The following is a 20,085-nucleotide window of genomic DNA, read 5'->3' as shown; positions in this document are numbered from 1 at the left end:
CGCCGGCACGGCCGGCCGGCCGCCATGGCTGGAGCGCGGTGGCATGCTCACGCAGGCACCTCCGTGCGTTGCGCCACGCGCATCACGGCAGAGCGCGAGCGCGGGTTGGCCTCGACTTCGGCCGCGCTGGGCTTGATGCGGTCGAGCGCCTCAAGACGCATCGGCGTCGGCGGCGCGAACGGCGCGCGGCGGTCGAAGACTTCCTTGGAATGCTTGGCAATGAATTGCTTGACGATGCGGTCTTCGAGCGAATGGAAGCTGATCACCACCAGCCGCCCGCCGGGCGCCAGCACGCGCAGGCTGGCTTCTAGCGCCTGTTCGAGTTCCTGCAGTTCGGCATTGATGAAAATCCGAAGAGCCTGAAAGGTGCGGGTTGCGGGGTTCTGCCCCGCTTCACGCGTGCGGACGGCGCCAGCCACGAGCTCGGCAAGCTCGCCGGTGGTTGCGAGAGGGCCTTTGTCCTGGCGCCGCGCAACAATCGCCTTTGCAATAGGCCCAGCAAACCGTTCTTCGCCATAGTCACGTATCACCTCTGCAATCTGCTGCATTTCCGCATCTGCGAGCCATTCGGCCACGCTCTGGCCACGCGTGGTGTCCATGCGCATGTCGAGCGGCGCGTCGAAACGGAAACTGAAGCCGCGCTCTGGAGTATCGATCTGGGGCGAGCTCACGCCCAGGTCCATCAGCACGCCCTGCACGCTGGCATCGGGCAGATCGGCAAGGTGGCTGAAGCCCTCGTGCTGAATGGAAAAACGCGCATCGGTGATGCGCGCGGCTTCCTGGATGGCTTCAGGGTCCTTGTCGAAGGCCCTGAGCCGCCCCTGCGGCCCGAGGCGCTCGAGAATGCGCCGCGAATGGCCGCCGCGGCCAAAGGTGCCGTCGACCCATTCGCCCGCGGGAGACGCGCCGGCAGCGCCCAGCAGTGCATCCACCGCTTCATCAAGCAGTACCGTAATGTGTTGGAGGGGCTGGTTCAATCGCACGCCCTTTTTTAGAAAGCAAAATCCTGGAAAACGTCGGGCATCTGGGCCTGCATGGCCTGAGCCTCCTGGGCGTCATAAGTGGCTTTGTCCCAAAGCTCGAAGTGGTTGCCCATTCCCAGCAGCACGGCATCGCGGCTCAGGCCCACGGCCTGGCGCAGCTCGGGCGAGACCAGTACGCGGCCGGTGCCGTCCATCTCCACGTCCATGGCATTGCCCAGGAAGATGCGCTTCCACCATTGCGCCGACATCGGCAGCTGCGCGATCCGGTCGCGAAACAGCAGCCACTCGGGGCGCGGGAAAAGCATCAGGCAGCCATGGGGATGCTTGGTGAGAGTGACCTGCCCCGCAGCCATTTCATTCAAGGCGTCACGATGCCGGGTCGGCACGGAAAGCCGACCCTTCGCATCGAGACTGAGCGAAGAAGCCCCTTGAAACATGATTGCCCTTGGACTGGCGCCTGCGCTTCACCGCCAACTGCGGCGGCAATGGCAGGTTTCACCACTTAATTGCACTTTTTTCCACTGTAGCAGCAAAACGCTGCGAAGCCTCAGGGGGTGTGACAATTATTTGCAATGAAATCAACGACTTAGATCAATGGCGAATCGGTGTTTTAGGAAAAACCCGTTGCCCCATAAGCACTTACTCAATTCAATGCATGTGAACTCTAAGCCGGCCGCAGGCTGCAGGCGAAACCTGCAGTGCGGTCAAACGTATACAAGGGTTACCTACATTCCAGTATTTACACCGGCAAATGTCACAAAATGAAACGTGAAAGATCCTCGTCCTGGCTCAGGGTCTGGAGCCGGGCATCGACATAGGCGGCATCGATGCTGATGGCCTGGCCCGAAAGGCGCGCGGCGTCAAAGCTGATGTCATCGAGCAAGCGCTCCATGACCGTGGACAAGCGGCGCGCGCCAATGTTCTCGGTACGCTCGTTGACCTGAAACGCGGTATGCGCAAGCCGCGTGATGCCGTCGGGCGTGAATTCGAGCGTCACGCCTTCGGTGGCCAGCAGCGCCTGGTACTGCTTGACCAGCGACGCATGGGTCTGCGTCAGGATGGCCTCGAAATCCTGCACCGACAGCGATTCCAGCTCCACGCGGATGGGAAAACGCCCCTGCAGCTCGGGAATCAGGTCGCTGGGTTTGGACAGGTGGAATGCGCCAGAGGCGATGAACAGCATGTGGTCGGTCTTGACCATGCCGTATTTGGTCGACACGGTCGTGCCTTCGACCAGCGGCAGCAGGTCGCGCTGCACGCCCTGGCGCGAGACATCGGCGCCGCTGCTTTCCTGGCGCGTCGCGACCTTGTCGATCTCGTCGATGAAAACGATGCCGTTCTGCTCGGCATTGGCGATCGCGCGGGTCTTGATGTCCTCCTCGTTGACCAGCTTGCCCGCCTCCTCGTCGATCAGCAGCTTGAATGCCTCGGCGATCTTGAGCTTGCGCGTGCGCCGGCGCTCCTGGCCCATCTGGCTGAACATGCCGCGCAGCTGCTCGGCCATTTCCTCCATGCCCTGCGGGCCCATGATCTCGAGCTGGGGGCGCGCATCCGCGAGTTCGATCTCGATTTCCTTGTCGTCGAGCTGGCCTTCGCGCAGCTTCTTGCGGAACACCTGGCGGGCCGTGCTGTCGGTGGGCGCATCGGCCGTGCGCGCCTGCGGCAGCAGCACGTCGAGGATGCGGTCCTCGGCAGCATCCTCGGCGCGCATGCGCAGCTTGCGCACATCGGCTTCGCGCGTCTGCTTGACAGCGATCTCGGCCAGGTCGCGGATGATCGAATCCACGTCCTTGCCGACATAGCCGACCTCGGTGAACTTGGTCGCTTCGACCTTGATGAACGGCGCATCGGCCAGCCGCGCCAGCCGGCGCGCGATCTCGGTCTTGCCGACACCGGTCGGGCCGATCATCAGGATGTTCTTCGGCGTGATTTCCTGGCGCAGGCTGCCTTCGACCTGCTGGCGGCGCCAGCGGTTGCGCAGCGCAATGGCCACGGCGCGCTTGGCGCCCTGCTGGCCGACGATGTGGTGGTCGAGTTCGGAAACGATTTCCTGAGGGGTCATGGAAGACATGTTTTTCAATCCAATGGGCCTGCCACGCGGCAGGCCGGCAACAAGAGGGGCCGGCGGGTCAAAGAGTCTCGATGGTGTGGTGCATGTTGGTGTAGATGCACAGCTCGCCCGCGATTTCCAGCGACTTCTTGACGATCTCGGCCGCGCCCAGCTCGGTGTTGGCCAGCAGCGCCTTGGCCGCGGAATGCGCATAGGCGCCGCCTGAACCGATGGCCACGATGCCCTGCTCGGGTTCGAGCACGTCGCCATTGCCGGTGATGATCAGCGAGGCGCTCTTGTCGGCCACGGCCAGCATGGCCTCGAGGCGGCGCAGCACGCGGTCGGTGCGCCAGTCCTTGGTGAGCTCGATGGCCGCGCGCGTCAGGTGGCCCTGGTGCTTTTCCAGCTTGGCCTCGAAACGCTCGAACAGCGTGAAGGCATCGGCCGTGGCGCCGGCAAAACCCGCTAGCACCGTGCCGTGGTAGAGGCGGCGCACCTTGCGCGCCGTGCCCTTGACCACGATGTTGCCCAGGGTGACCTGGCCGTCGCCGCCGATGGCGACCTGAATGCCGTCCGCCGTCTGGCGGCGGACGCTGAGAATGGTGGTGCCGTGATACTGTTCCATAGCGTTGGCATGTGGGGGCGGACGCCGGCATTGCAAGCAGCCCTTGCGCCGGCGCCAGCGGCTCAATCGCGGCGCGGCACCAGTTGCGCGTGCTCGCCGACGCCGACCATGGCAAGAAACACGGCCACCAGCTGGTGCAGGCGCTCGAAGCGCAGCGCCACGCCTTCGGACTGCAGGCGCGCCGCCCAGTTGAGCACCGAACCCGCGGCCGCAAAATCCAGCCGCAGCAGCTCGGCGCAGTCGACCACCAGCACTTGCCCCGGCAGCACCTGCGCCTCGAGGGCAGCCAGCGCGGGCGTGGCATCGCCGTCGATGCAGCCGGCCAGGCCGGCGCCCGGCGCCTGCGCCGTCCCGGGTGCCTCGGCAGCATCGTCGACCAGCGCGTCGCGGTAGTTGCTGCGCGGCGGCGCCCACGAGGGCGGCGACACCTCGTAGGTGACGCAATAGTCGAGTGCCACCAGCTCGAAGCTGTCGGGCTGATCCATCAGACGCAGCGCCGCCATGCGCAGCCGCCAGCCGTCCTCGGGCACCGCGCGGTCGCCGGACACCGTGAGCGCCTGCAGGCACTGGGCCAGCACCGGCGCGTCGAGGAAAAACAGCGGGCCCGGCGTCTGCGCCCATTCGGTGAATACTTGCTCGAGCGCGGCCACGGCATCGGCCTCGATGCACTCCAGCCCGCCCCAGAACAGCGTCCAGGGCGCGGGCGCAGCGGCCTTGGCCTGCTCCAGCGCGGCCACCGACGCACGCGTCAGCACTGCAGGCGCGGTCCAGCGCAAGGGTGGCGCCTGCAGATCCAGCGCAGGCGCGTCTTCCCAGCGCATGCCGATGTCCGGCGCACCGGCGCCCGGCGCAGCGGCGCCCGGCGCAGCGGCGCCCGGCGCAGCGGCGGCGCTCGATACAGCGGCGCCGGGAATGGTCCAGGCGTGCTGGGGCGACAGCGCAAACCACAGCGGCGCCGAACGCCCGAAGCGCGCGGCATAGTCGATGGCCAGATCCTCGAAGCGCGCACCCATGCCGGCGGCGCGGTACAGGTCGAACAGGGCGTGCCACACCGGCATCTGGGCTTCGGGCTGCGCGGTGCGCTGCAACAGCAAATCCAGCAGCATGGCTTCGGCGCCCGTGGCGGCGCCATTGGCAAACGCGATGGCGGCCGCCTCGAAATCGGGGTCGTGCACGAAGGGGCCGCTGGCCACGGGCCAAGGCTGTGCCGGCGCGCTCCAGGCCGGCGGATCAAGCGGGATGGTGGTCGCAAAGGTTGGAGGCTCAGGCGCCGGGACCGCTTGCGCCAGGGGAGGCTCCGGCGCGGCGGCGGCGCCGACATCCCAGTCCAGCGGCGCAGTGACGGCAAATCCCGGCGTCGCGCTGGCTTCGGACGCCGCAGCGGCAGTTGCGCCCGCCACATGCACGGAATCGGGTTGGGGAAAGGACGACAGCAGGTACATCGGCAGCGTCGAGGCATCGGCCGGCTGCTTGTTGCGCCACCACTGCTGCGACATCTGCTCCTCGATGGCGTCGATCTTCTTCAGCGTGACCGCACGCGCGTCGGATGGGGTCTGGCTGCTTTGCAGGCTTGCGGGCTGGCTCGAGGCGTCACCCGGCGTTTCACTGGCGGCGGCCTCTTTCTGGCGCAGCCGGCGCAGCTGCTCGAATTCGCGCTGGCGCACGAAATCATTGCGGCGCTTGCGCTCGAGTGTCTGGCGCAGCACCTCGCGGTCGGCCTGGCCCAGCGGGTCATCGGCCTGCGCATCCAGCTCGGACCAATGCAGCGTGGGGTGGCGCACAAAGCGCACCACCTTGGAAAAAAGGCCACCGGGCTTGCTGTCATCCGTACTCATGGACGGTCAGCGTAGCGCAAGTGGCCTGTGGTGCGAGGTGGAATTCCCCTTAATCGCCAAACATTTTTTGCTTGAGTTCGCGGCGTTGCTGGGCTTCGAGCGACAGCGTGGCCGTCGGGCGGGCCAGCAGGCGGCCGACGCCGATGGGCTCGCCGGTCTCGTCGCAGTAGCCGTAGTCGCCGGCGTCGATGCGCGCGATCGATTGCTCGATCTTCTTGAGCAGCTTGCGTTCGCGGTCGCGCGTGCGCAGTTCCAGCGCATGCTCTTCTTCGATCGTGGCACGGTCGGCGGGATCGGGCACGACCACCGTGTCCTCACGCAGATTCTCTGCAGTCTCGCCGGCGTTGTTGTGCATGTCCTGTTTGAGCAGAACCAGCTTGTGGCGGAAAAACGCCATCTGCTTGTCGTTCATGTACTCTTCTTCGGGCATGGCGAGCACTTCGGCATCAAGCAGCTCTTCCGCGGGTTTGGTCTTCCAGTTGTTGGCCAATTGAGGATCTTTCTTTGCAGCAGTCATCGAAGTTGCTTGCATGGTTGTGGGCATGGTGTTGATGTAACTGGCTTTGGCGGCATCGAAGGCCGCCGCCGGGGCCATGGAGGGAACGGTCAATTGGGCCAGGCGGGCGGAAGGCCGGGTGCTGCGCACCAGGCCGGCACCAGCGGCGGCGGCCGGCGCCAGAGGAGGAGGCGCGGGATGGACCGCAGCAGGAGGCACAGGCATCTTCGCAGCCTGTGTAGCGGTCTTGGCAGCCACCTTGGCAGCCACCTTCTTGGCGGCGGGCTTGGCAACTGCTTTCACTTTGCGGGTCTCGGCATTCACTTCCTGTCTCCTCTCGGTGCGACCGGCCCCTGGCTGGGGAGCAAGCCCAGTGGGTCTTGCCTTCCGGGTTCTCTTTAGGGGCGCGATTGTATCGATCACCAGCGGGTGCCAACACAGCGTTGTGTTTCCCCCACATTCGGGTTATTCACCTAACGCGTTCATTTGCACTCAAGTCGCCACAAATGCGCGCATTTCCCTACAACGCCATCAGCCCCAGCCGAAATCCGACCTCGACTATCGCCTCCGTCCTACCGTTTGCGCAAGCTTCAGACCTGGCACTGGTCCAAGCCGGACCGGAAGATGTCCTGCGGCAGGTCGATGCCGATGAACACCATCTTGCTCTGGCGCTTTTCATTCTCGTCCCAGGCCGGGCCGAGATCGCTGCCCATCAGCTGGTGAACGCCCTGGAAGATCACCTTGCGCTCCGTGCCCTGCATGTTCAGCACGCCCTTGTAGCGCAGCATCTTCGGACCGTAGATGTTGACGATGGCACCCAGGAAGTCCTCCAGCTTGGCCGGATCGAATGCGCGGTCCGCACGGTAGACGAAGCTTTTCACATCGTCATCGTGGTGATGGTGGTGCGGGTGGTTGCAGGCCTCGCCGGGCGCGTGGTCGTGGCCCGCATGCGCGTCATGTTCGCAATGGCCGTGGTCATGGTCGCAATCTTCATGGTCATGGCCGTGGTCGTGCCCATGGCCATGGGAATGGCCGTCGTCTTCCTTGAGGAACTCGGGGTCGATGTCGAGCTTGGCATTGAGATTGAAGCCACGCAGGTCCAGCACCTGGTTCAGCGACACATCGCCGAAATGCACGGCCTGGATCGGCGCGCGCGGGTTCATGTGCTTGAGGCGGTGGATCAAGGCCTGCTGCGCCTCGTCGCTGACCAGGTCGGTCTTGGACAGGAAGATCTGGTCGGCAAAGCCCACCTGGCGGCGCGCTTCCTGGCGCGTGTCCAGCTGCTGGTCGGCATGCTTGGCGTCGACCAGGGTGATGATGGAGTCGATCAGATAGGACTCGGCCACCTCGTCATCCATGAAGAAGGTCTGTGCCACCGGGCCGGGATCGGCCACGCCCGTGGTTTCAATGATCACGCGGTCGAACACCACCTCGCCCCTGCGGCGCTTGGCGGCCAGTTGCTGCAGCGTCTCGCGCAGGTCCTCGCGGATGGTGCAGCAGATGCAGCCGTTGCTCATCTGCACGATCTGCTCCTTGGACTCCGTCTTGAGGATGTCGGAGTCGATGTTTTCCTCACCGAACTCGTTTTCAATGACGGCAATCTTCTGGCCATGGGATTCGCTGAGCACGCGCTTGAGCAGTGTGGTCTTGCCCGAGCCCAGGAAGCCGGTGAGGATGGTGACAGGAATGAGAGACATGGAATCGCCTAGAAGTGGATGCTCGAGGTGCGCCGGACACAGGCGCCTGCATGGCCAGCAGGCCGCAGGCCCTGCCTGAAACGGGTCATATGGGGAGTCTAGCGGCGGATTCAAGGGGCGGCCGCCAGCGGCCTGCTCAACGCTTGCGTCTTGCGCGCGGATGGGCGTTCTCGTACGCCTGGGCCAGATGCTGGAAGTCCAGGCGGGTATAGATCTGCGTGGTGGCGATGCTGGCATGCCCCAGCAGCTCCTGCACCGCGCGCAGGTCGCCGCTGGACTGCAGCAGGTGGCTGGCAAACGAATGGCGCAGCACATGCGGATGCACCGAGGTCGTGAGGCCCGCCTGGCGCGCGCGTGCGCGCAGGCGCACCCAGACCGACTGCGCCGTGAGCCGCGCGCCGCGCCGGCCGATGAACAGCGCCGGCTCGAGCGCACCGGCTGCAATGGGGTGCGCGCGTATCGCCAGCCAGGAATGCAACGCCTGCACGGCAGCGTTTCCCACGGGCACGATGCGCCGCTTGCTGCCCTTGCCCAGCACATGGGCCTCGCCGGCCGCCAGATCGATCCAGCCGCGCGCCAGGCGCTCGGTATCAGGCCCGGGGGCGACATCGAGGCCGACCAGCTCCGCAACCCGCAGGCCGCTGCCGTAGAGCAGTTCAGCCATCGCCGCATCGCGCGCTTCTAGCCATGGATCGGCTTCGGCATTCACATGATTGACCAACTGCAAGGCATCCTCCACACCCAGCGCCTTGGGCAGCGGCTTGGGCGCGCGCGGGGCACGCACGCCCTCGACGGGATTCATTGGCACCAGGCCCTGGCGCGCGGCCCACTGGAAGAAGCCGCGCCAGCCCGAGAGGATCAAGGCAATGCCGCGCGCGCTGCGCCCGGCGCCGTGCATCTGCGCGGCGAAGCGCCGGATGTGCGCGGGCTGCAGCGCCAGCAGTTCGACCTGGGCGGCCTGCGCAAAACCGGCCAGCTTCTGCAGGTCCAGCGTATAGAGCGTGTGCGTGCGCGGCGCCAGGCGCTTTTCGACGCGCACATGTTCGAGATAGGCCAGCGCCGGGGCGGGCAGCGCCGGGGCGCAAGGCTCGGACGCTGCGGACTCCATGGCTCAGACCGCGCTGAGCGTGCGCGCGGCCGGGCGCATGCGCACCAGCGCGGCACTCGCCTGCTCGGCAATGCGCATCAGGAATTCGGTGCCCATGGTCGCATCGAAGCGCAGCGGATCGGGCGATCCCAGCACCAGCATGCCGAACGCGGGCGACGCCGCGCCCACCGGGCCCGTGCGCAGCGGCAGCAAGGCCAGCGACTGCACGGAATCGGCGCGCGAGAGCCAGCCCACGGGCTCGAATCCCAGGTTGGGGCCGCAGAACGGCAGCGTCAGCGAGGAGGCAAAGGCCTTCACATCGCTGCTCACGCCCATGGTGAACAGCGAGCCCGAAAACGGCGCCGCCACATCCCAGACCCGGATCGCGGCCTCGGGCACGTCAAACACCTGGCGCAGGCCCTCGGTGATCGCATGCGGCAGGTCGCGCGCCTCGACCACGGCCGCGAGGTCGCAGCTCCAGCGGTGGATCTTCTGCGCGATGGCCGCGTTCTCGCTGCTGTTGCGCATCATCTCCATGATGCGCTGCTCCAGGCCCTTGATCTTGTCGCGCAGCATCTCGGCCTGGCGCTCCTGCAGGCTCACCGCGCGGTGGCCGTGGACGCTGGTGAGGCGCACGCCGGTCAGCACTTCGGCATGGCGTTCAAAGAAGTCCGGGGACTTGGTCAGGTAGGCGGCAATGCTGTCTTCGCTGGTAGCCAATGCGTGGTCGAGGCTCGTGCTGTCGTTCATGGTGCTTCGGGAATTTCAATCTGTCCGTCAAAAACAAAGGTCGCAGGGCCGGTCATGAAGACGCTGTCGGCGTCGTTTCCGGACCAGGCAATGCCCAGCAGGCCGCCGCGCGTATGCACCTGCACCTGCGTATCGAGCAGGCCCTGGCGGATGCCGGCCACGACGGCCGCGCAGGCGCCCGTGCCGCAGGCCAGCGTCTCGCCCGCGCCGCGCTCGAACACGCGCAGCCGCACTTCGCTGCGGCTCAGGCGCTGCAGGAAGCCGGCGTTGACGCGCTGGGGAAAGCGCGGATGGCGCTCGATCTGCGGGCCCAGCACGGCAACGGGCGCGGTATCCGCGTCGTCGACCCAGAGCACGGCATGGGGATTGCCCATCGATACCGGCATCACCCACTGCGTCGATGCATCGTCCAGGAGCAGCGGCCACAGCTGCGCCGCGCCCTCGCTGCGCGGCGCGAGGCCCGCGGCATCGAACGGTACCTGCGCGGGCCGCAGCTCGGGCCGGCCCATGTCGACGCGCACCCGGCCATCGGCCACGAGTTCGGGCGCGATCACGCCGGAAAGCGTCTTGACGCGGATCACGCTCTTGTCGGTCAGGCCGCGGTCGTGCACATAGCGCGCAAAGCAGCGCGCGCCATTGCCGCACTGCTCCACCTCGCCGCCATCGGCGTTGTGGATCGCGTATTCGAAATCGATGCCGGCCTCCGGCGCGGGCCGGACGCTGAGGATCTGGTCGGCGCCGACGCCGAAGTGGCGGTCGGCCAGGAAACGGTACTGGGCAGGCGACAGGCCCAGCAGGCCCCGGGTTTCATCGAGCACGACAAAGTCGTTGCCCGCGCCCTGCATCTTGGTGAAGCGGATTTGCATGGTCGGCAATTATCCGCCAGTCGCGCGCCGATGCCATGACCGCAATGACAAGGGCGTGCCCGCCACTGCGACGGACACGCCCTTGAAGGCAAACCAGCGGGCAGCGCGAGAGCCGCCCGGCAGGCATTACAGGTTGATCTTGTGGATGCGCGCGCCCTGCAGCGAGGCACCGGCTTCCAGGCCGGCATTGGTCATCACCCAGCTCGACACGGGCTGCTGGGCGGTCGTGGTGTCGATCGTGCCATTGGCACCGACGCGGCCCACGGCCACGGTGGCGTCGACGCCGGCCGACCAGCCGTTGCCGTTCACGAACTTGTCCAGTGCCTCCTGGGTGTTGAACACATAGATGACCGCCTTGGACTGGCCGCCGGCCTGCCAGCCGATCGAGGCCGCGGTGGTGCTGTAGTAGCCCAGCGTGCGCGAACCCGAGCGCAGCGCCCCGCGGCCGTGCTCGGCGCCGAGCACGAAGCTGCCGCCGATGACGGTGGGGAACACCAGCACGGCCTTGGAGCGCGCCACCAGCTCACGCGAGCCGGGAACGGTGGAGTACAGGCGCGCCAGCGTGGCGTCGACTTGCGCGTCCATCGAGCTGCTCGTGGCGCGCGGCGCAGTCTGAACGTCGGAGGGAGAGGTTGTGGTGCAACCGACCATGGCCACGCCGCCCACGGCGACAGATGCAGCGATCAGCAGGGAGCGAACGGATTGGGTCATCATGAAAATTTCCTCCAGTTGTTGATTGGTGCCCGCTTGCGCCACCGGCGTTGCAGGCGTTTTTTCTGGCCGATGGATGGTTGGCCTGATGCGATCCTAGAGGCGTTCCAGGCATTTGTATCATTGCAAATGCAGCTTGGCCTCCAGGCCTACAGGAACACGGGAAGCAGTCCTGCAAAGCCCCAGGCGATTGGCTTGCTCGCAACGCTGGCGCGACATTGGCGCGCAAGCAACAGCCAGGCGCCGCATCTTGTGGCACAAAGCATCCATTGACCTTGGCGGCGCCCCCCATCAGGGCCGCCATCCGATTTTTCATTGCGAGAGGAAACCCATGAATTTCTGGTCCCACCTGCACCATCCCCGCGCCGCAATGGCGCTGCTGCGCATCACGCTGGCACTGCTGCTGCTGTTCCATGGCTGGGCCAAGATCACGCACGGCATCGGCGGCATCGAGAAGATGGTGGCCAGCCATGGCCTGCCGACCTGGCTGGCATACGGCGTCTATCTGGGCGAGGTGGTCGCGCCGGTATTGCTGCTGATCGGCGTGTGGGTGGTGCCCGCGGCATTGATCGTCGTCGGCAACATGCTGGTGGCGCTGCTGCTGGTGCATACCGGGCAGTTCCTGTCGATCGGCAACTCGGGCGGCTGGGCTCTCGAACTGCAGGCATTCTTCCTCATCACCGCGCTGGTCATCGCCCTCGGCTATTCCAAGGGCAAGTAAGCCGCCGTCCCCGCCATGAACCGTCCGAGCCAGCTCCTGCGCGTCCAGCGCCCCCCCGTTGCCCCCCGGCCCGCGGCCACCGTCCTGCTGCTGCGCGACAAGAGCGGCGGCGGCATCGAGGTGCTGATGACGCGCCGTTCGCCCACGGCCAGCTTCCTGCCCGGCGCCTATGTGTTTCCGGGCGGCGGCATCGATGAACTCGACGCGCGCTCGCACGCCGCCGCCGCGCGCCGCCCGACGCAAAGCGATGCGCACCTGACGCAGGCGATCGCTGCGATCCGCGAAAGCTTCGAGGAGCTGGGCGTGCTGCTGGCGCGCCGGGCCGACGGCCGCATGGCCGATGCCGAGGACATCGCGGCGCTCGACCGCTGCGCGCCGTTTGCCGCGCAATGCGTGGCGCGCGGCCTGACGCTCGCCGCCGACGAACTGCATGCCCTTGCGCACTGGACCGGCGACCGCAACATGCCCAAGCGCTTCGCCACGCAATTCATGGTCGCGCGCATGCCCGCGGGCCAGACCCCGGTGGCCGACGAGAGCGAGCAGTTCGAGCCGCAGTGGATCACGCCGGCCGACGCGCTCGAGCGCCATGCGCAGGGCGGTTTCCTGATCATCTTTCCGACCATCAAGACGCTGGAAAAGCTCGCGCGCTTCGAGTCCACCGACGCGCTGTTCGCCGCGCTCGCGCACGAGGAAGTGCTTTGGGACTGCTGCCCGCGCACCGGCCTGATCGGCGGCCAGGAGCGGCGCCACATGGAGGACGAATCGGCCTATGGCGAACTGGAGATGGTCAGCCCCGACGGGCAGATCTTCCACCCGCTGGACTGGCAAAGCGAGCAGCCCGTGGCGCTGCGGCGCAATGTGCTGCGGCTCACGGCGCCCAACGCGGGAGTGATGACCGGGCCCGGCACCAACAGCTACCTGGTGGGCGAGGCCGCGACCGGTTTCATCGCCATCGATCCCGGCCCGAATGATCCCGCGCATGTGCAGCGGCTGTTCGAGGCCGCGGGCGGCGACATCCGGCACATCGTCTGCACCCACTCGCATGCCGACCACTCGCCGGGTGCCGCGCTGCTGCAGGCGCTGCTGGCGCAAGGCGGGCGCCCGCCGCCAGTCATCCGCGGATTGCCCTCGGCGCCGACGGCACGCCCGGCAAGCCGCTTCTCGCCGGACCGTCCACTGGCGGATGGCGAACGCCTGGTGCTCAGCGGCACCAGCGCCGAGGGCGCGGTGAGCCACAGCCTGCAGGCGGTGTTCACGCCCGGCCATGCGGCCAACCATGTCTGCTTTCTGCTGGAGGAAGACGCGCTGCTGTTCAGCGGCGACCATATCCTCAATGGCAGCACCACGGTGATCGACCCGCCCGACGGCAACATGGCCGACTACCTGCAATCGCTGGACAAGCTCGATGCGCTCTGCGCGCAGCATGGCGTCGACTTCATCCTGCCCGCGCATGGCCATGTGCTGGGCAATGCGCGCCGCGTGATTGCGCGGCTGCACAGCCACCGGCTGGCGCGCGAGGCCAAGGTGCTGCGCGCCATGCAGGCCGCGCCCGACGGCACGCCGCAGGATTGGGTGCGCCTGGCCTACGACGACGCGCCGCCCGCGCTCTGGCCCGTCGCCGAAAGATCCCTACTGGCCCATGTGGAACGCATTCGTGCCTTAGGCTTGCGGCATGTCTCAAACTGAATCCGTCCGCCTGTCCAAGCGACTGGCGGAACAACAAGATTGCTCGCGCCGCGAAGCCGAGCTGTATATCGAAGCCGGCCATGTGCAGGTCGACGGCAAGGTGGCGCTGGTTCCCGGCACGCATGTCGGCCCCGGCCAGCAGATCCGTCTGGCGCCTGGCGCCAAGGCCGAGGCGATCCCGCCCGTGACGCTGCTGCTGCACAAGCCCGCCGGCTACACCCAGGGCCAGCCCTATGGCCGCGTGCCCAGCGCGCACGGCCTGCTGACCGAAAAGAACCTCGCCGAATACGACGCACCCGCGCCGGTGCGCGTGCTCGAGCGCCACTTTGCCGACCAGCTGGCCTTCCTGCCGATTCCCGTTCCCGCCAGCGGCCTGGTCATCTACACCCAGGACCCCCGCATTGCGCGCAAGCTCGAGGAAGACGCCTATGCGCTCGAGCAGGAAATCGTCGTCGGCGTCAAAGGCCAGATCGTGGAAGGCGGCCTGCAGCGCCTGTGCCACGGCCTGATCGCCGACCGCCAGCCGCTGCCGCCGGCCAAGGTCAGCTGGCAGAACGAAAACCACCTGCGGTTTGCGATCAAGGGCTTCTGGCCCGACAAGATCGACGCCATGTGCGAGCAGGTGGGCTTGCAGGTGGTGAGCATGCGCCGCCTGCGCATCGGCCGCGTCTCGATGGCCAAGCTGCCCGAAGGGCAGTGGCGTTATCTGCTGCCCTGGGAAAAATTCTGAAGGGTCGACGCGACGTTCGATGTCTCCTTCGACAGGGCAGGACGTTCATGGTTCGACAGGCTCACCACGAACGGTTTTTTCGTTTGTCCTGCGCTCAGAACCCGTTCGAACCGTTCGTGGTGAGCTCCCCTCGGCGGGCCCGTCGAACCATGAACGGCCTGCCCTCGAAAAAAAAGCGCCTGGCAAACCACCAGGCGCTTTTTGCATGAAAAGTGTGAAGCCCACCGATAAGCCGGATTCTGTGCACCGCCGATTCCCTTGCGAGAATCGGCGGCGTGACCGCCATTACTCTTGGCTGGTGGTCGCCCAACCAGCTCGATGCTACCTACCCGCACACTCCGGGGGCCCCGTCAACGTGTGCCTACTTGGTATTGCTGCGCGTAGAGATTGCCCGTTTCACCCGCACTCAAGCGGCTCGTCTCTGTTGCTCTGATCCTCACCTCGCGGTGGACAGCCGTTAGCTGCTACGCTGCCCTATGCAGTCCGGACGTTCCTCCAGTGCGGCCTTTCGGCGCCAGCACCAGCGGCGGTCTGGTGGACTTCACGCGGCGGATTATCGCCCAGCCGCAATGCCCCGCGCGCGCATCCTGCCTCCAGCGCATAAGAATATGCGCCAGATCGCAGATCAACTGCGCCAGAATGTCAGATCAACCCCGCAATCGCCAAGGAGCTTCCATGAAAGTCGACAGCATTCTGCAAACCATCGGAAACACCCCCCATGTGCGCATGGGCCGCCTGTTTGGCGCCACGGCCCAGGTGTGGATCAAGTCCGAGCGCAGCAATCCCGGCGGCTCGATCAAGGACCGCATCGCGCTGGCGATGATCGAAGACGCCGAGAAGTCCGGCCGGCTGCAACCCGGCGGCACGATCATCGAGCCGACCAGCGGCAACACCGGTGTCGGCCTGGCGCTGGTGGCAGCCGTCAAGGGCTACAAGCTGATCCTGGTCATGCCCGACAGCATGTCCGTCGAACGCCGCCGCCTGATGCTGGCCTATGGCGCAACGTTCGACCTGACGCCCAAGGAGAAGGGCATGAAGGGCGCGATCGCGCGCGCCGAGGAACTGGCCGCGCAGACGCCCGGCGCCTGGATTCCCCAGCAGTTCGAGAACCCGGCCAACGTCGAGGTGCACGAGCGCACGACGGCGCAGGAGATCCTCGCCGACTTCCCGGACGGCATCGATGTGCTGATCACCGGCGTCGGCACCGGCGGCCACCTCACGGGCGTGGCGCGCCAGCTCAAGGCCAAGTTCCCGCAGCTCAAGGTGTATGCCGTCGAACCCGCGGCCTCGCCCGTCATCTCGGGCGGCGCGCCCGCGCCGCATCCCATCCAGGGCATTGGCGCGGGCTTCATCCCGAAGAACCTCGACACCAGCCTGCTGGACGGCGTGATCCAGGTCGAGGCCGAGCCCGCGCGCGAATATGCGCGCCGCGCCGCACGCGAGGAAGGCCTGCTGGTCGGCATCTCGTCGGGCGCGACGCTGGCCGCCATTGCCCAGAAGCTGCCCGAGCTGCCCGTGGGTGCCAAGGTGCTGGGCTTCTCCTACGACACCGGCGAACGCTACCTGTCGGTGGACGGTTTCCTTCCCACCTGATCCGGACAAGCTCCCCAATGAAGACACTGCCTTTGCGGCAGTGTCTTTTTTTTATGTCCTGTTGACCAACACCTGGGCAGCGCAGGGAATAGCCGGCTAGCGCGCCACGATGCCGTCCCTCGGCCTAAGATCAGGTGGTCTACGAAGGGCTGATCTTGTTTGGATTTTTTGAAAAACGCATCCCCCCCTACCCCGCCAGCGAACCGGCGCCGCTGCCGCGCGGTTTCCTGGCGTTCGTCTGGGCCTGCACCCAGGGCCTGCGCGGCTATGTGCTGTCGATGGCGCTGCTCGCCGGCTTGACGGCAGCCTATGAAGCCTGGCTGTTTTCCGTCATGGGGCATGTGATCGATTGGCTGACGCGGGTCGAGCCGGCGCAACTGCTCACCGACTACCGCGGCCCGCTGATCGCGCTGGCCAGCGTCATGCTGCTGAGCATTGGCGTGGTCGCGCTGCAGACCATGGTCAAGCACCAGGTGCTGGCCATCAACTTCCCGCTGCGGCTGCGCTGGAACTTCCACCGGCTGATGCTCGGCCAGAGCATGGCGTTCTATGCCGATGAATTCGCGGGCCGCATCACGACCAAGATCATGCAGACCGCGCTGGCCGTGCGCGACATGATCTTCACGACCACCGATATCGTGGTCGGCATGACGGTCTATCTGATCACCATGATGGTGCTGGCCGCCAGCTTCGACACCTGGCTGCTGGTGCCGCTGGTGCTCTGGACCGCGGCCTACATCGCGGCCTGCTGCTACTTCGTGCCGCGGCTGGGCGCGGTGGGCAAGGCCCAGGCCGATGCGCGCTCGCAGATGACCGGGCGCATCACCGACGCCTATACCAACATCGCCACCGTCAAGCTGTTCGCGCATACGCGCCGCGAAGCCGAATTCGCGCGCTCGGCCATGGAGGCCTTCCGCCTCACCGGCAATGCGCAGATGCGGCTGGTGAGCCAGTTCGAGATCGTCAACCACACGCTGGTCGTGCTGCTGATCCTGGGCAGCAGCGGCCTGGCGCTGTGGCTGTGGGCGCAAGGCCAGGTCGGCGCGGGCGCGGTCGCGGCCGTCACGGCCATGGCGCTGCGCATCTCGGGCCATGCGCATTGGGTGATGTGGGAGATGACCAGCCTGTTCGAGAGCGTGGGCACGATCCAGGACGGCATCAACACCCTGACCCACCCGCCCGCGGTGCTCGATGCACCGCAGGCCAAGCCGCTGCACGTGACGCGCGGCGAAGTGGTGTTCGAGGATGTGTCGTTCGGCTACCGCGACGGCAAGGCCGTGATGGAGCATCTGAACCTGAGCATCCGCCCGGGCGAGCGCATCGGCCTGATCGGCCGCTCCGGCGCGGGCAAGTCGACGCTGGTCAACCTGCTGCTGCGCTTTCACGACCTGCGCTCGGGCCGCATCCTGATCGACGGCCAGGACATCTCCCAGGTCACGCAGGACAGCCTGCGCCAGGCGATCGGCATGGTCACGCAAGACACCTCGCTGCTGCACCGCTCGATGCGCGACAACATCCTCTATGGCCGGCCCGATGCCAGCGAAGCCGACCTGCAGGCCGCGATTGCGCGCGCCGAGGCCAGCGACTTCATTGCCCAGCTCAACGACCGCCATGGCAACCATGGGCTCGACGCCCAGGTCGGCGAGCGCGGCGTGAAGCTCTCGGGCGGCCAGCGCCAGCGCGTGGCCATCGCGCGCGTCATGCTCAAGGATGCCCCGCTGCTGCTGCTGGACGAAGCCACCAGCGCGCTGGACTCCGAAGTCGAAGCCGCGATCCAGCAAAGCCTCTACAAGGTCATGGAAGGCAAGACCGTGATTGCCATTGCGCACCGGCTGTCGACCATTGCCGCCATGGACCGGCTGATCGTCATGGACAAGGGACGCATCGTCGAGGAAGGCTCGCACCAGCAGCTGCTGCAGCTCGGCGGCGTCTACGCGCGCCTGTGGGCGCACCAGAGCGGCGGTTTCCTGGGCGAACCGCTCGACGGTCCGCTTTGAAACGCGCCGCCCCGGCGGCGGCTCAACGCGGCTCGTGCACTTCCAGCGGTTTGTAGGGATCGACACGGCTGCCGGCATGGCTGCTGTAGCCCTGCGTGCCGCTGCCCTGCTGCACCGCCGCGCCATCGGTGGGCGTGTTGCTCCAGGGCATCCAGGATTTGCCGCCGGCGCAGCCGGACAGCGAGAGAACGGCTACGACACAGGCCGCGGCCAGGGCGGAGGAATTGCGCTTCATACAGACCTTTCAGAGTTTCGGGTTAACCCGTGGCCAAAGGATGCGCGCTGGCGGACGCTGCCGGCGAGGACAGCGCGGCAATCAAGGTAAGTTTGAGACACAAAGTCGTTATTTGCTTCGGGAACGTAATTTTTCTGAAACAGGCCGCACACAGTGCTTAATCCGATCGGCATTCAAGGTCGCCGCAGCGGCGCGCATCTGCGCGGCGGCATTTGCCTTACCATCGCCGCCTTGCTTGATAGACCCGAGCCATGATCCGTATCGCAGAACTCAAACTCCCGCTGTCGGCGATCACCTTCGATCCCGAGAACCACACCGAATTCCACCCCGAGGCCCGGCTGCGCACGCTCGCCGCCCAGCTGCTGGGGCTCGCGCCCGCCGAGCTGGGCACGCTGCAGGTCTTCAAGCGCAGCTTCGACGCGCGCAAGGCCGACCTGCAGGCGGTCTATATCGTCGACATCGGGCTTGCCGATCCAGCGCAGGAAGCCGCACTGCTGGCGCGCTTCGAGAACCATCCGCATGTGAATGCCACGCCCGACATGGCCTGGCAACCCGTGGGCCAGGCGCCGGCCGGGCTCGCGCAGCGCCCGGTGGTCGTGGGCTTCGGCCCCTGCGGCATCTTTGCCGCGCTGGCGCTCGCGCAAATGGGCTTCAAGCCCATCGTGCTCGAACGCGGCAAGAACGTGCGCGAACGCACGCAGGACACCTGGGGCCTGTGGCGCAAGCGCGAGCTCACGCCCGAATCCAACGTGCAGTTCGGCGAAGGCGGCGCCGGCACCTTCTCCGACGGCAAGCTCTACAGCCAGATCAAGGACCCGCGTTTCCTGGGCCGCAAGGTCATGCAGGAATTCGTCGACGCCGGCGCGCCGCCCGAGATCCTCTACGCGGCGCACCCGCATATCGGCACCTTCAAGCTGGTCAAGGTGGTCGAGAACATCCGCGCCCAGATCATCGCGCTGGGCGGCGAAGTGCGCTTCGGCCAGCGCGTCGAAGACGTGCTGCTCGACGATGCCGAGGGCGAGGGCATGCGCCGCGTGCGCGGCCTGGTGGTGCGCGACCTGGCCACCGACACCTGCTCCGAGCTCGCGGCCGAGCAGGTGGTCATTGCGCTGGGCCACAGCGCACGCGATACCTTTGCCCGGCTCTACCAGCGCGGCGTGAGCATGGAAGCCAAGCCGTTTTCCATCGGCGTGCGCATCGAACACCCGCAAAGCATCATCGACCGCGCGCGCTGGGGCCGCCATGCGGGCCATCCGCTGCTGGGCGCGGCCGACTACAAGCTGGTGCACCATGCGGCCAACGGACGCGCGGTCTACAGCTTCTGCATGTGCCCCGGCGGCACCGTCGTGGCCGCCACCAGCGAGCCCGAGCGCGTGGTGACCAACGGCATGAGCCAGTATTCGCGCAACGAGCGCAATGCCAACGCCGGCATGGTCGTGGCCATCGACCCGGTGGACTATCCGCGCACGCCCGAAGCCTTTGCCGCGGCCTTTGGCGGCGAGACCTATGGCGTCGAGCATCTTGCCGACGGCGAGTTCCACCCGCTGTCGGGCATCGTGTTCCAGCGCCAGCTCGAGTCGCGCGCCTATGTGCTGGGCGGCAGCAACTACAACGCGCCGGCCCAGCGCGTCGAGGATTTTCTCGCCGGACAGCCCTCGACGGCGCTGGGCGAGGTCGAGCCTTCGTACAAGCCCGGCGTGCACCTGATCGATCTGCAGGCCGCGCTGCCGGCCTATGCCATCGAAGCCATGCGCGAAGCCCTGCCGGCTTTCGGCAAGAAGATCCGCGGCTACGACATGCCCGATGCGCTGCTCACCGGCGTGGAAACCCGCACCTCGTCGCCGCTCAAGATCGGCCGCGACGACAGCCTGCAAAGCCTCAACACGCGCGGCCTTTATCCGGCCGGCGAAGGCGCAAGCTACGCCGGCGGCATCCTGTCGGCGGGCGTCGATGGCATCCGCGTGGCCGAGGCCGTGGCAAGGCAGATCCTGGGCCTGCCCGTACCCGCCAACCGCCGCTGACC

At 66.6% G+C, this 20,085-nt stretch carries 19 protein-coding genes and 1 other RNA gene; 7 read left to right on the top strand and 13 right to left on the bottom strand.

Going from position 1 to position 20,085, the window contains the following annotated elements:
• Window positions 1–47 precede the first annotated feature (47 nt).
• Both rsmH and mraZ read right to left on the bottom strand, forming a co-directional pair.
• On the bottom strand, window positions 48–977 hold the full coding sequence (gene rsmH, locus HUK68_RS02270; RefSeq protein WP_175502749.1) for a 16S rRNA (cytosine(1402)-N(4))-methyltransferase RsmH: 930 nt from the start codon (window positions 975–977) through the stop codon (window positions 48–50).
• Between the two features lie 14 nt (window positions 978–991).
• Complete coding sequence (gene mraZ / locus HUK68_RS02265) at window positions 992–1,420, bottom strand: division/cell wall cluster transcriptional repressor MraZ (protein WP_175502748.1); 429 nt, start codon at window positions 1,418–1,420, stop codon at window positions 992–994.
• 8 nt (window positions 1,421–1,428) lie between these two features.
• On the opposite strand from mraZ, the gene HUK68_RS02260 reads away from it, so the two are divergent.
• Window positions 1,429–1,644 carry a hypothetical protein gene (locus HUK68_RS02260; RefSeq protein ID WP_175502747.1) on the top strand — a complete coding sequence of 72 codons (216 nt, stop codon included), beginning with the start codon at window positions 1,429–1,431 and terminating at the stop codon, window positions 1,642–1,644.
• Window positions 1,645–1,737: 93 nt separating this feature from the next.
• Here HUK68_RS02260 and hslU read toward each other — a convergent pair whose 3' ends face one another.
• From hslU to HUK68_RS02215, 9 genes are all read right to left on the bottom strand, one after another.
• Window positions 1,738–3,054 (bottom strand): ATP-dependent protease ATPase subunit HslU, encoded by a 1,317-nt coding sequence (gene hslU, locus HUK68_RS02255; protein WP_175502746.1) that lies wholly within the window; start codon window positions 3,052–3,054, stop codon window positions 1,738–1,740.
• A 58-nt stretch (window positions 3,055–3,112) separates the two neighbouring features.
• Window positions 3,113–3,658 carry an ATP-dependent protease subunit HslV gene (hslV, locus tag HUK68_RS02250; protein ID WP_175502745.1) on the bottom strand — a complete coding sequence of 182 codons (546 nt, stop codon included), beginning with the start codon at window positions 3,656–3,658 and terminating at the stop codon, window positions 3,113–3,115.
• Between the two features lie 62 nt (window positions 3,659–3,720).
• Window positions 3,721–5,493: an STAS domain-containing protein gene (locus tag HUK68_RS02245; protein ID WP_175502744.1), complete on the bottom strand. Its 1,773-nt coding sequence runs from the start codon at window positions 5,491–5,493 to the stop codon at window positions 3,721–3,723.
• A gap of 49 nt (window positions 5,494–5,542) precedes the next feature.
• A complete protein-coding gene (gene dksA / locus HUK68_RS02240) occupies window positions 5,543–6,313 on the bottom strand; it encodes an RNA polymerase-binding protein DksA (protein ID WP_244146231.1) in 771 nt (256 codons plus the stop codon).
• A 266-nt stretch (window positions 6,314–6,579) separates the two neighbouring features.
• Complete coding sequence (locus tag HUK68_RS02235; RefSeq protein ID WP_175502743.1) at window positions 6,580–7,686, bottom strand: CobW family GTP-binding protein; 1,107 nt, start codon at window positions 7,684–7,686, stop codon at window positions 6,580–6,582.
• Between the two features lie 136 nt (window positions 7,687–7,822).
• Entirely contained in the window at window positions 7,823–8,794 is a 972-nt protein-coding gene (locus HUK68_RS02230) for a tyrosine recombinase XerC (RefSeq protein WP_175502742.1), read from the bottom strand.
• A gap of 3 nt (window positions 8,795–8,797) precedes the next feature.
• A complete protein-coding gene (locus HUK68_RS02225; RefSeq protein WP_175502741.1) occupies window positions 8,798–9,523 on the bottom strand; it encodes a DUF484 family protein in 726 nt (241 codons plus the stop codon).
• The gene (gene dapF, locus HUK68_RS02220) at window positions 9,520–10,389 is read right to left on the bottom strand and encodes a diaminopimelate epimerase (protein ID WP_175502740.1); all 870 of its coding nucleotides are present in this window, start codon (window positions 10,387–10,389) and stop codon (window positions 9,520–9,522) included. Before dapF ends, HUK68_RS02225 begins: the two co-directional genes overlap by 4 nt.
• A 126-nt stretch (window positions 10,390–10,515) precedes the next feature.
• Window positions 10,516–11,103, bottom strand: coding sequence for a BPSL1445 family SYLF domain-containing lipoprotein (locus HUK68_RS02215; RefSeq protein WP_175502739.1), 588 nt, complete (start codon window positions 11,101–11,103; stop codon window positions 10,516–10,518).
• Between the two features lie 328 nt (window positions 11,104–11,431).
• Here HUK68_RS02215 and HUK68_RS02210 point away from each other — a divergent pair, with 328 nt between their 5' ends.
• From HUK68_RS02210 to HUK68_RS02200, 3 genes are read left to right on the top strand one after another with little or no spacing between them, the layout of a single operon-like run.
• Window positions 11,432–11,821, top strand: a complete 390-nt coding sequence (locus tag HUK68_RS02210; protein WP_175502738.1) for a DoxX family protein — start codon at window positions 11,432–11,434, stop codon at window positions 11,819–11,821.
• Window positions 11,822–11,836: 15 nt separating this feature from the next.
• A complete protein-coding gene (locus tag HUK68_RS02205) occupies window positions 11,837–13,507 on the top strand; it encodes an MBL fold metallo-hydrolase (protein WP_175502737.1) in 1,671 nt (556 codons plus the stop codon).
• A complete protein-coding gene (locus HUK68_RS02200) occupies window positions 13,494–14,237 on the top strand; it encodes an RNA pseudouridine synthase (protein WP_175502736.1) in 744 nt (247 codons plus the stop codon). Before HUK68_RS02205 ends, HUK68_RS02200 begins: the two co-directional genes overlap by 14 nt.
• 212 nt (window positions 14,238–14,449) lie before the next feature.
• Here the strand turns inward: HUK68_RS02200 and rnpB are convergent.
• Window positions 14,450–14,780: RNase P RNA component class A (gene rnpB / locus HUK68_RS02195), an RNA gene on the bottom strand.
• A 132-nt stretch (window positions 14,781–14,912) separates the two neighbouring features.
• On the opposite strand from rnpB, the gene cysK reads away from it, so the two are divergent.
• Window positions 14,913–15,830, top strand: a complete 918-nt coding sequence (gene cysK, locus HUK68_RS02190; protein WP_175502735.1) for a cysteine synthase A — start codon at window positions 14,913–14,915, stop codon at window positions 15,828–15,830.
• 155 nt (window positions 15,831–15,985) lie between these two features.
• Complete coding sequence (locus HUK68_RS02185; RefSeq protein WP_175502734.1) at window positions 15,986–17,827, top strand: ABC transporter ATP-binding protein; 1,842 nt, start codon at window positions 15,986–15,988, stop codon at window positions 17,825–17,827.
• 22 nt (window positions 17,828–17,849) lie between these two features.
• Here HUK68_RS02185 and HUK68_RS02180 read toward each other — a convergent pair whose 3' ends face one another.
• Complete coding sequence (locus HUK68_RS02180; protein WP_175502733.1) at window positions 17,850–18,062, bottom strand: hypothetical protein; 213 nt, start codon at window positions 18,060–18,062, stop codon at window positions 17,850–17,852.
• A 251-nt stretch (window positions 18,063–18,313) separates the two neighbouring features.
• Between HUK68_RS02180 and HUK68_RS02175 the strand changes: the two genes are divergently transcribed.
• On the top strand, window positions 18,314–20,083 hold the full coding sequence (locus HUK68_RS02175; protein ID WP_175502732.1) for an NAD(P)/FAD-dependent oxidoreductase: 1,770 nt from the start codon (window positions 18,314–18,316) through the stop codon (window positions 20,081–20,083).
• The last annotated feature ends 2 nt before the right edge of the window (window positions 20,084–20,085 follow it).

Source organism: Comamonas antarctica (genome assembly GCF_013363755.1).
Taxonomy (GTDB): domain Bacteria; phylum Pseudomonadota; class Gammaproteobacteria; order Burkholderiales; family Burkholderiaceae_C; genus Comamonas; species Comamonas antarctica.
This window is presented reverse-complemented; position numbering and strand designations above follow the sequence as displayed.

Bases quoted from the DNA above. Each gene is read 5' to 3' on its own strand.
- dapF (WP_175502740.1), bottom strand. From the start codon at position 10,389: ATGCAAATCCGCTTCACCAAGATGCAGGGCGCGGGCAACGACTTTGTC.
- HUK68_RS02205 (WP_175502737.1), top strand. From the start codon at position 11,837: ATGAACCGTCCGAGCCAGCTCCTGCGCGTCCAGCGCCCCCCCGTTGCC.
- HUK68_RS02245 (WP_175502744.1), bottom strand. From the start codon at position 5,493: ATGAGTACGGATGACAGCAAGCCCGGTGGCCTTTTTTCCAAGGTGGTG.
- hslV (WP_175502745.1), bottom strand. From the start codon at position 3,658: ATGGAACAGTATCACGGCACCACCATTCTCAGCGTCCGCCGCCAGACG.
- HUK68_RS02210 (WP_175502738.1), top strand. From the start codon at position 11,432: ATGAATTTCTGGTCCCACCTGCACCATCCCCGCGCCGCAATGGCGCTG.
- hslU (WP_175502746.1), bottom strand. From the start codon at position 3,054: ATGTCTTCCATGACCCCTCAGGAAATCGTTTCCGAACTCGACCACCAC.
- HUK68_RS02235 (WP_175502743.1), bottom strand. From the start codon at position 7,686: ATGTCTCTCATTCCTGTCACCATCCTCACCGGCTTCCTGGGCTCGGGC.
- mraZ (WP_175502748.1), bottom strand. From the start codon at position 1,420: ATGTTTCAAGGGGCTTCTTCGCTCAGTCTCGATGCGAAGGGTCGGCTT.
- HUK68_RS02175 (WP_175502732.1), top strand. From the start codon at position 18,314: ATGATCCGTATCGCAGAACTCAAACTCCCGCTGTCGGCGATCACCTTC.
- HUK68_RS02180 (WP_175502733.1), bottom strand. From the start codon at position 18,062: ATGAAGCGCAATTCCTCCGCCCTGGCCGCGGCCTGTGTCGTAGCCGTT.
- HUK68_RS02200 (WP_175502736.1), top strand. From the start codon at position 13,494: ATGTCTCAAACTGAATCCGTCCGCCTGTCCAAGCGACTGGCGGAACAA.
- HUK68_RS02230 (WP_175502742.1), bottom strand. From the start codon at position 8,794: ATGGAGTCCGCAGCGTCCGAGCCTTGCGCCCCGGCGCTGCCCGCCCCG.
- HUK68_RS02225 (WP_175502741.1), bottom strand. From the start codon at position 9,523: ATGAACGACAGCACGAGCCTCGACCACGCATTGGCTACCAGCGAAGAC.
- cysK (WP_175502735.1), top strand. From the start codon at position 14,913: ATGAAAGTCGACAGCATTCTGCAAACCATCGGAAACACCCCCCATGTG.
- HUK68_RS02215 (WP_175502739.1), bottom strand. From the start codon at position 11,103: ATGATGACCCAATCCGTTCGCTCCCTGCTGATCGCTGCATCTGTCGCC.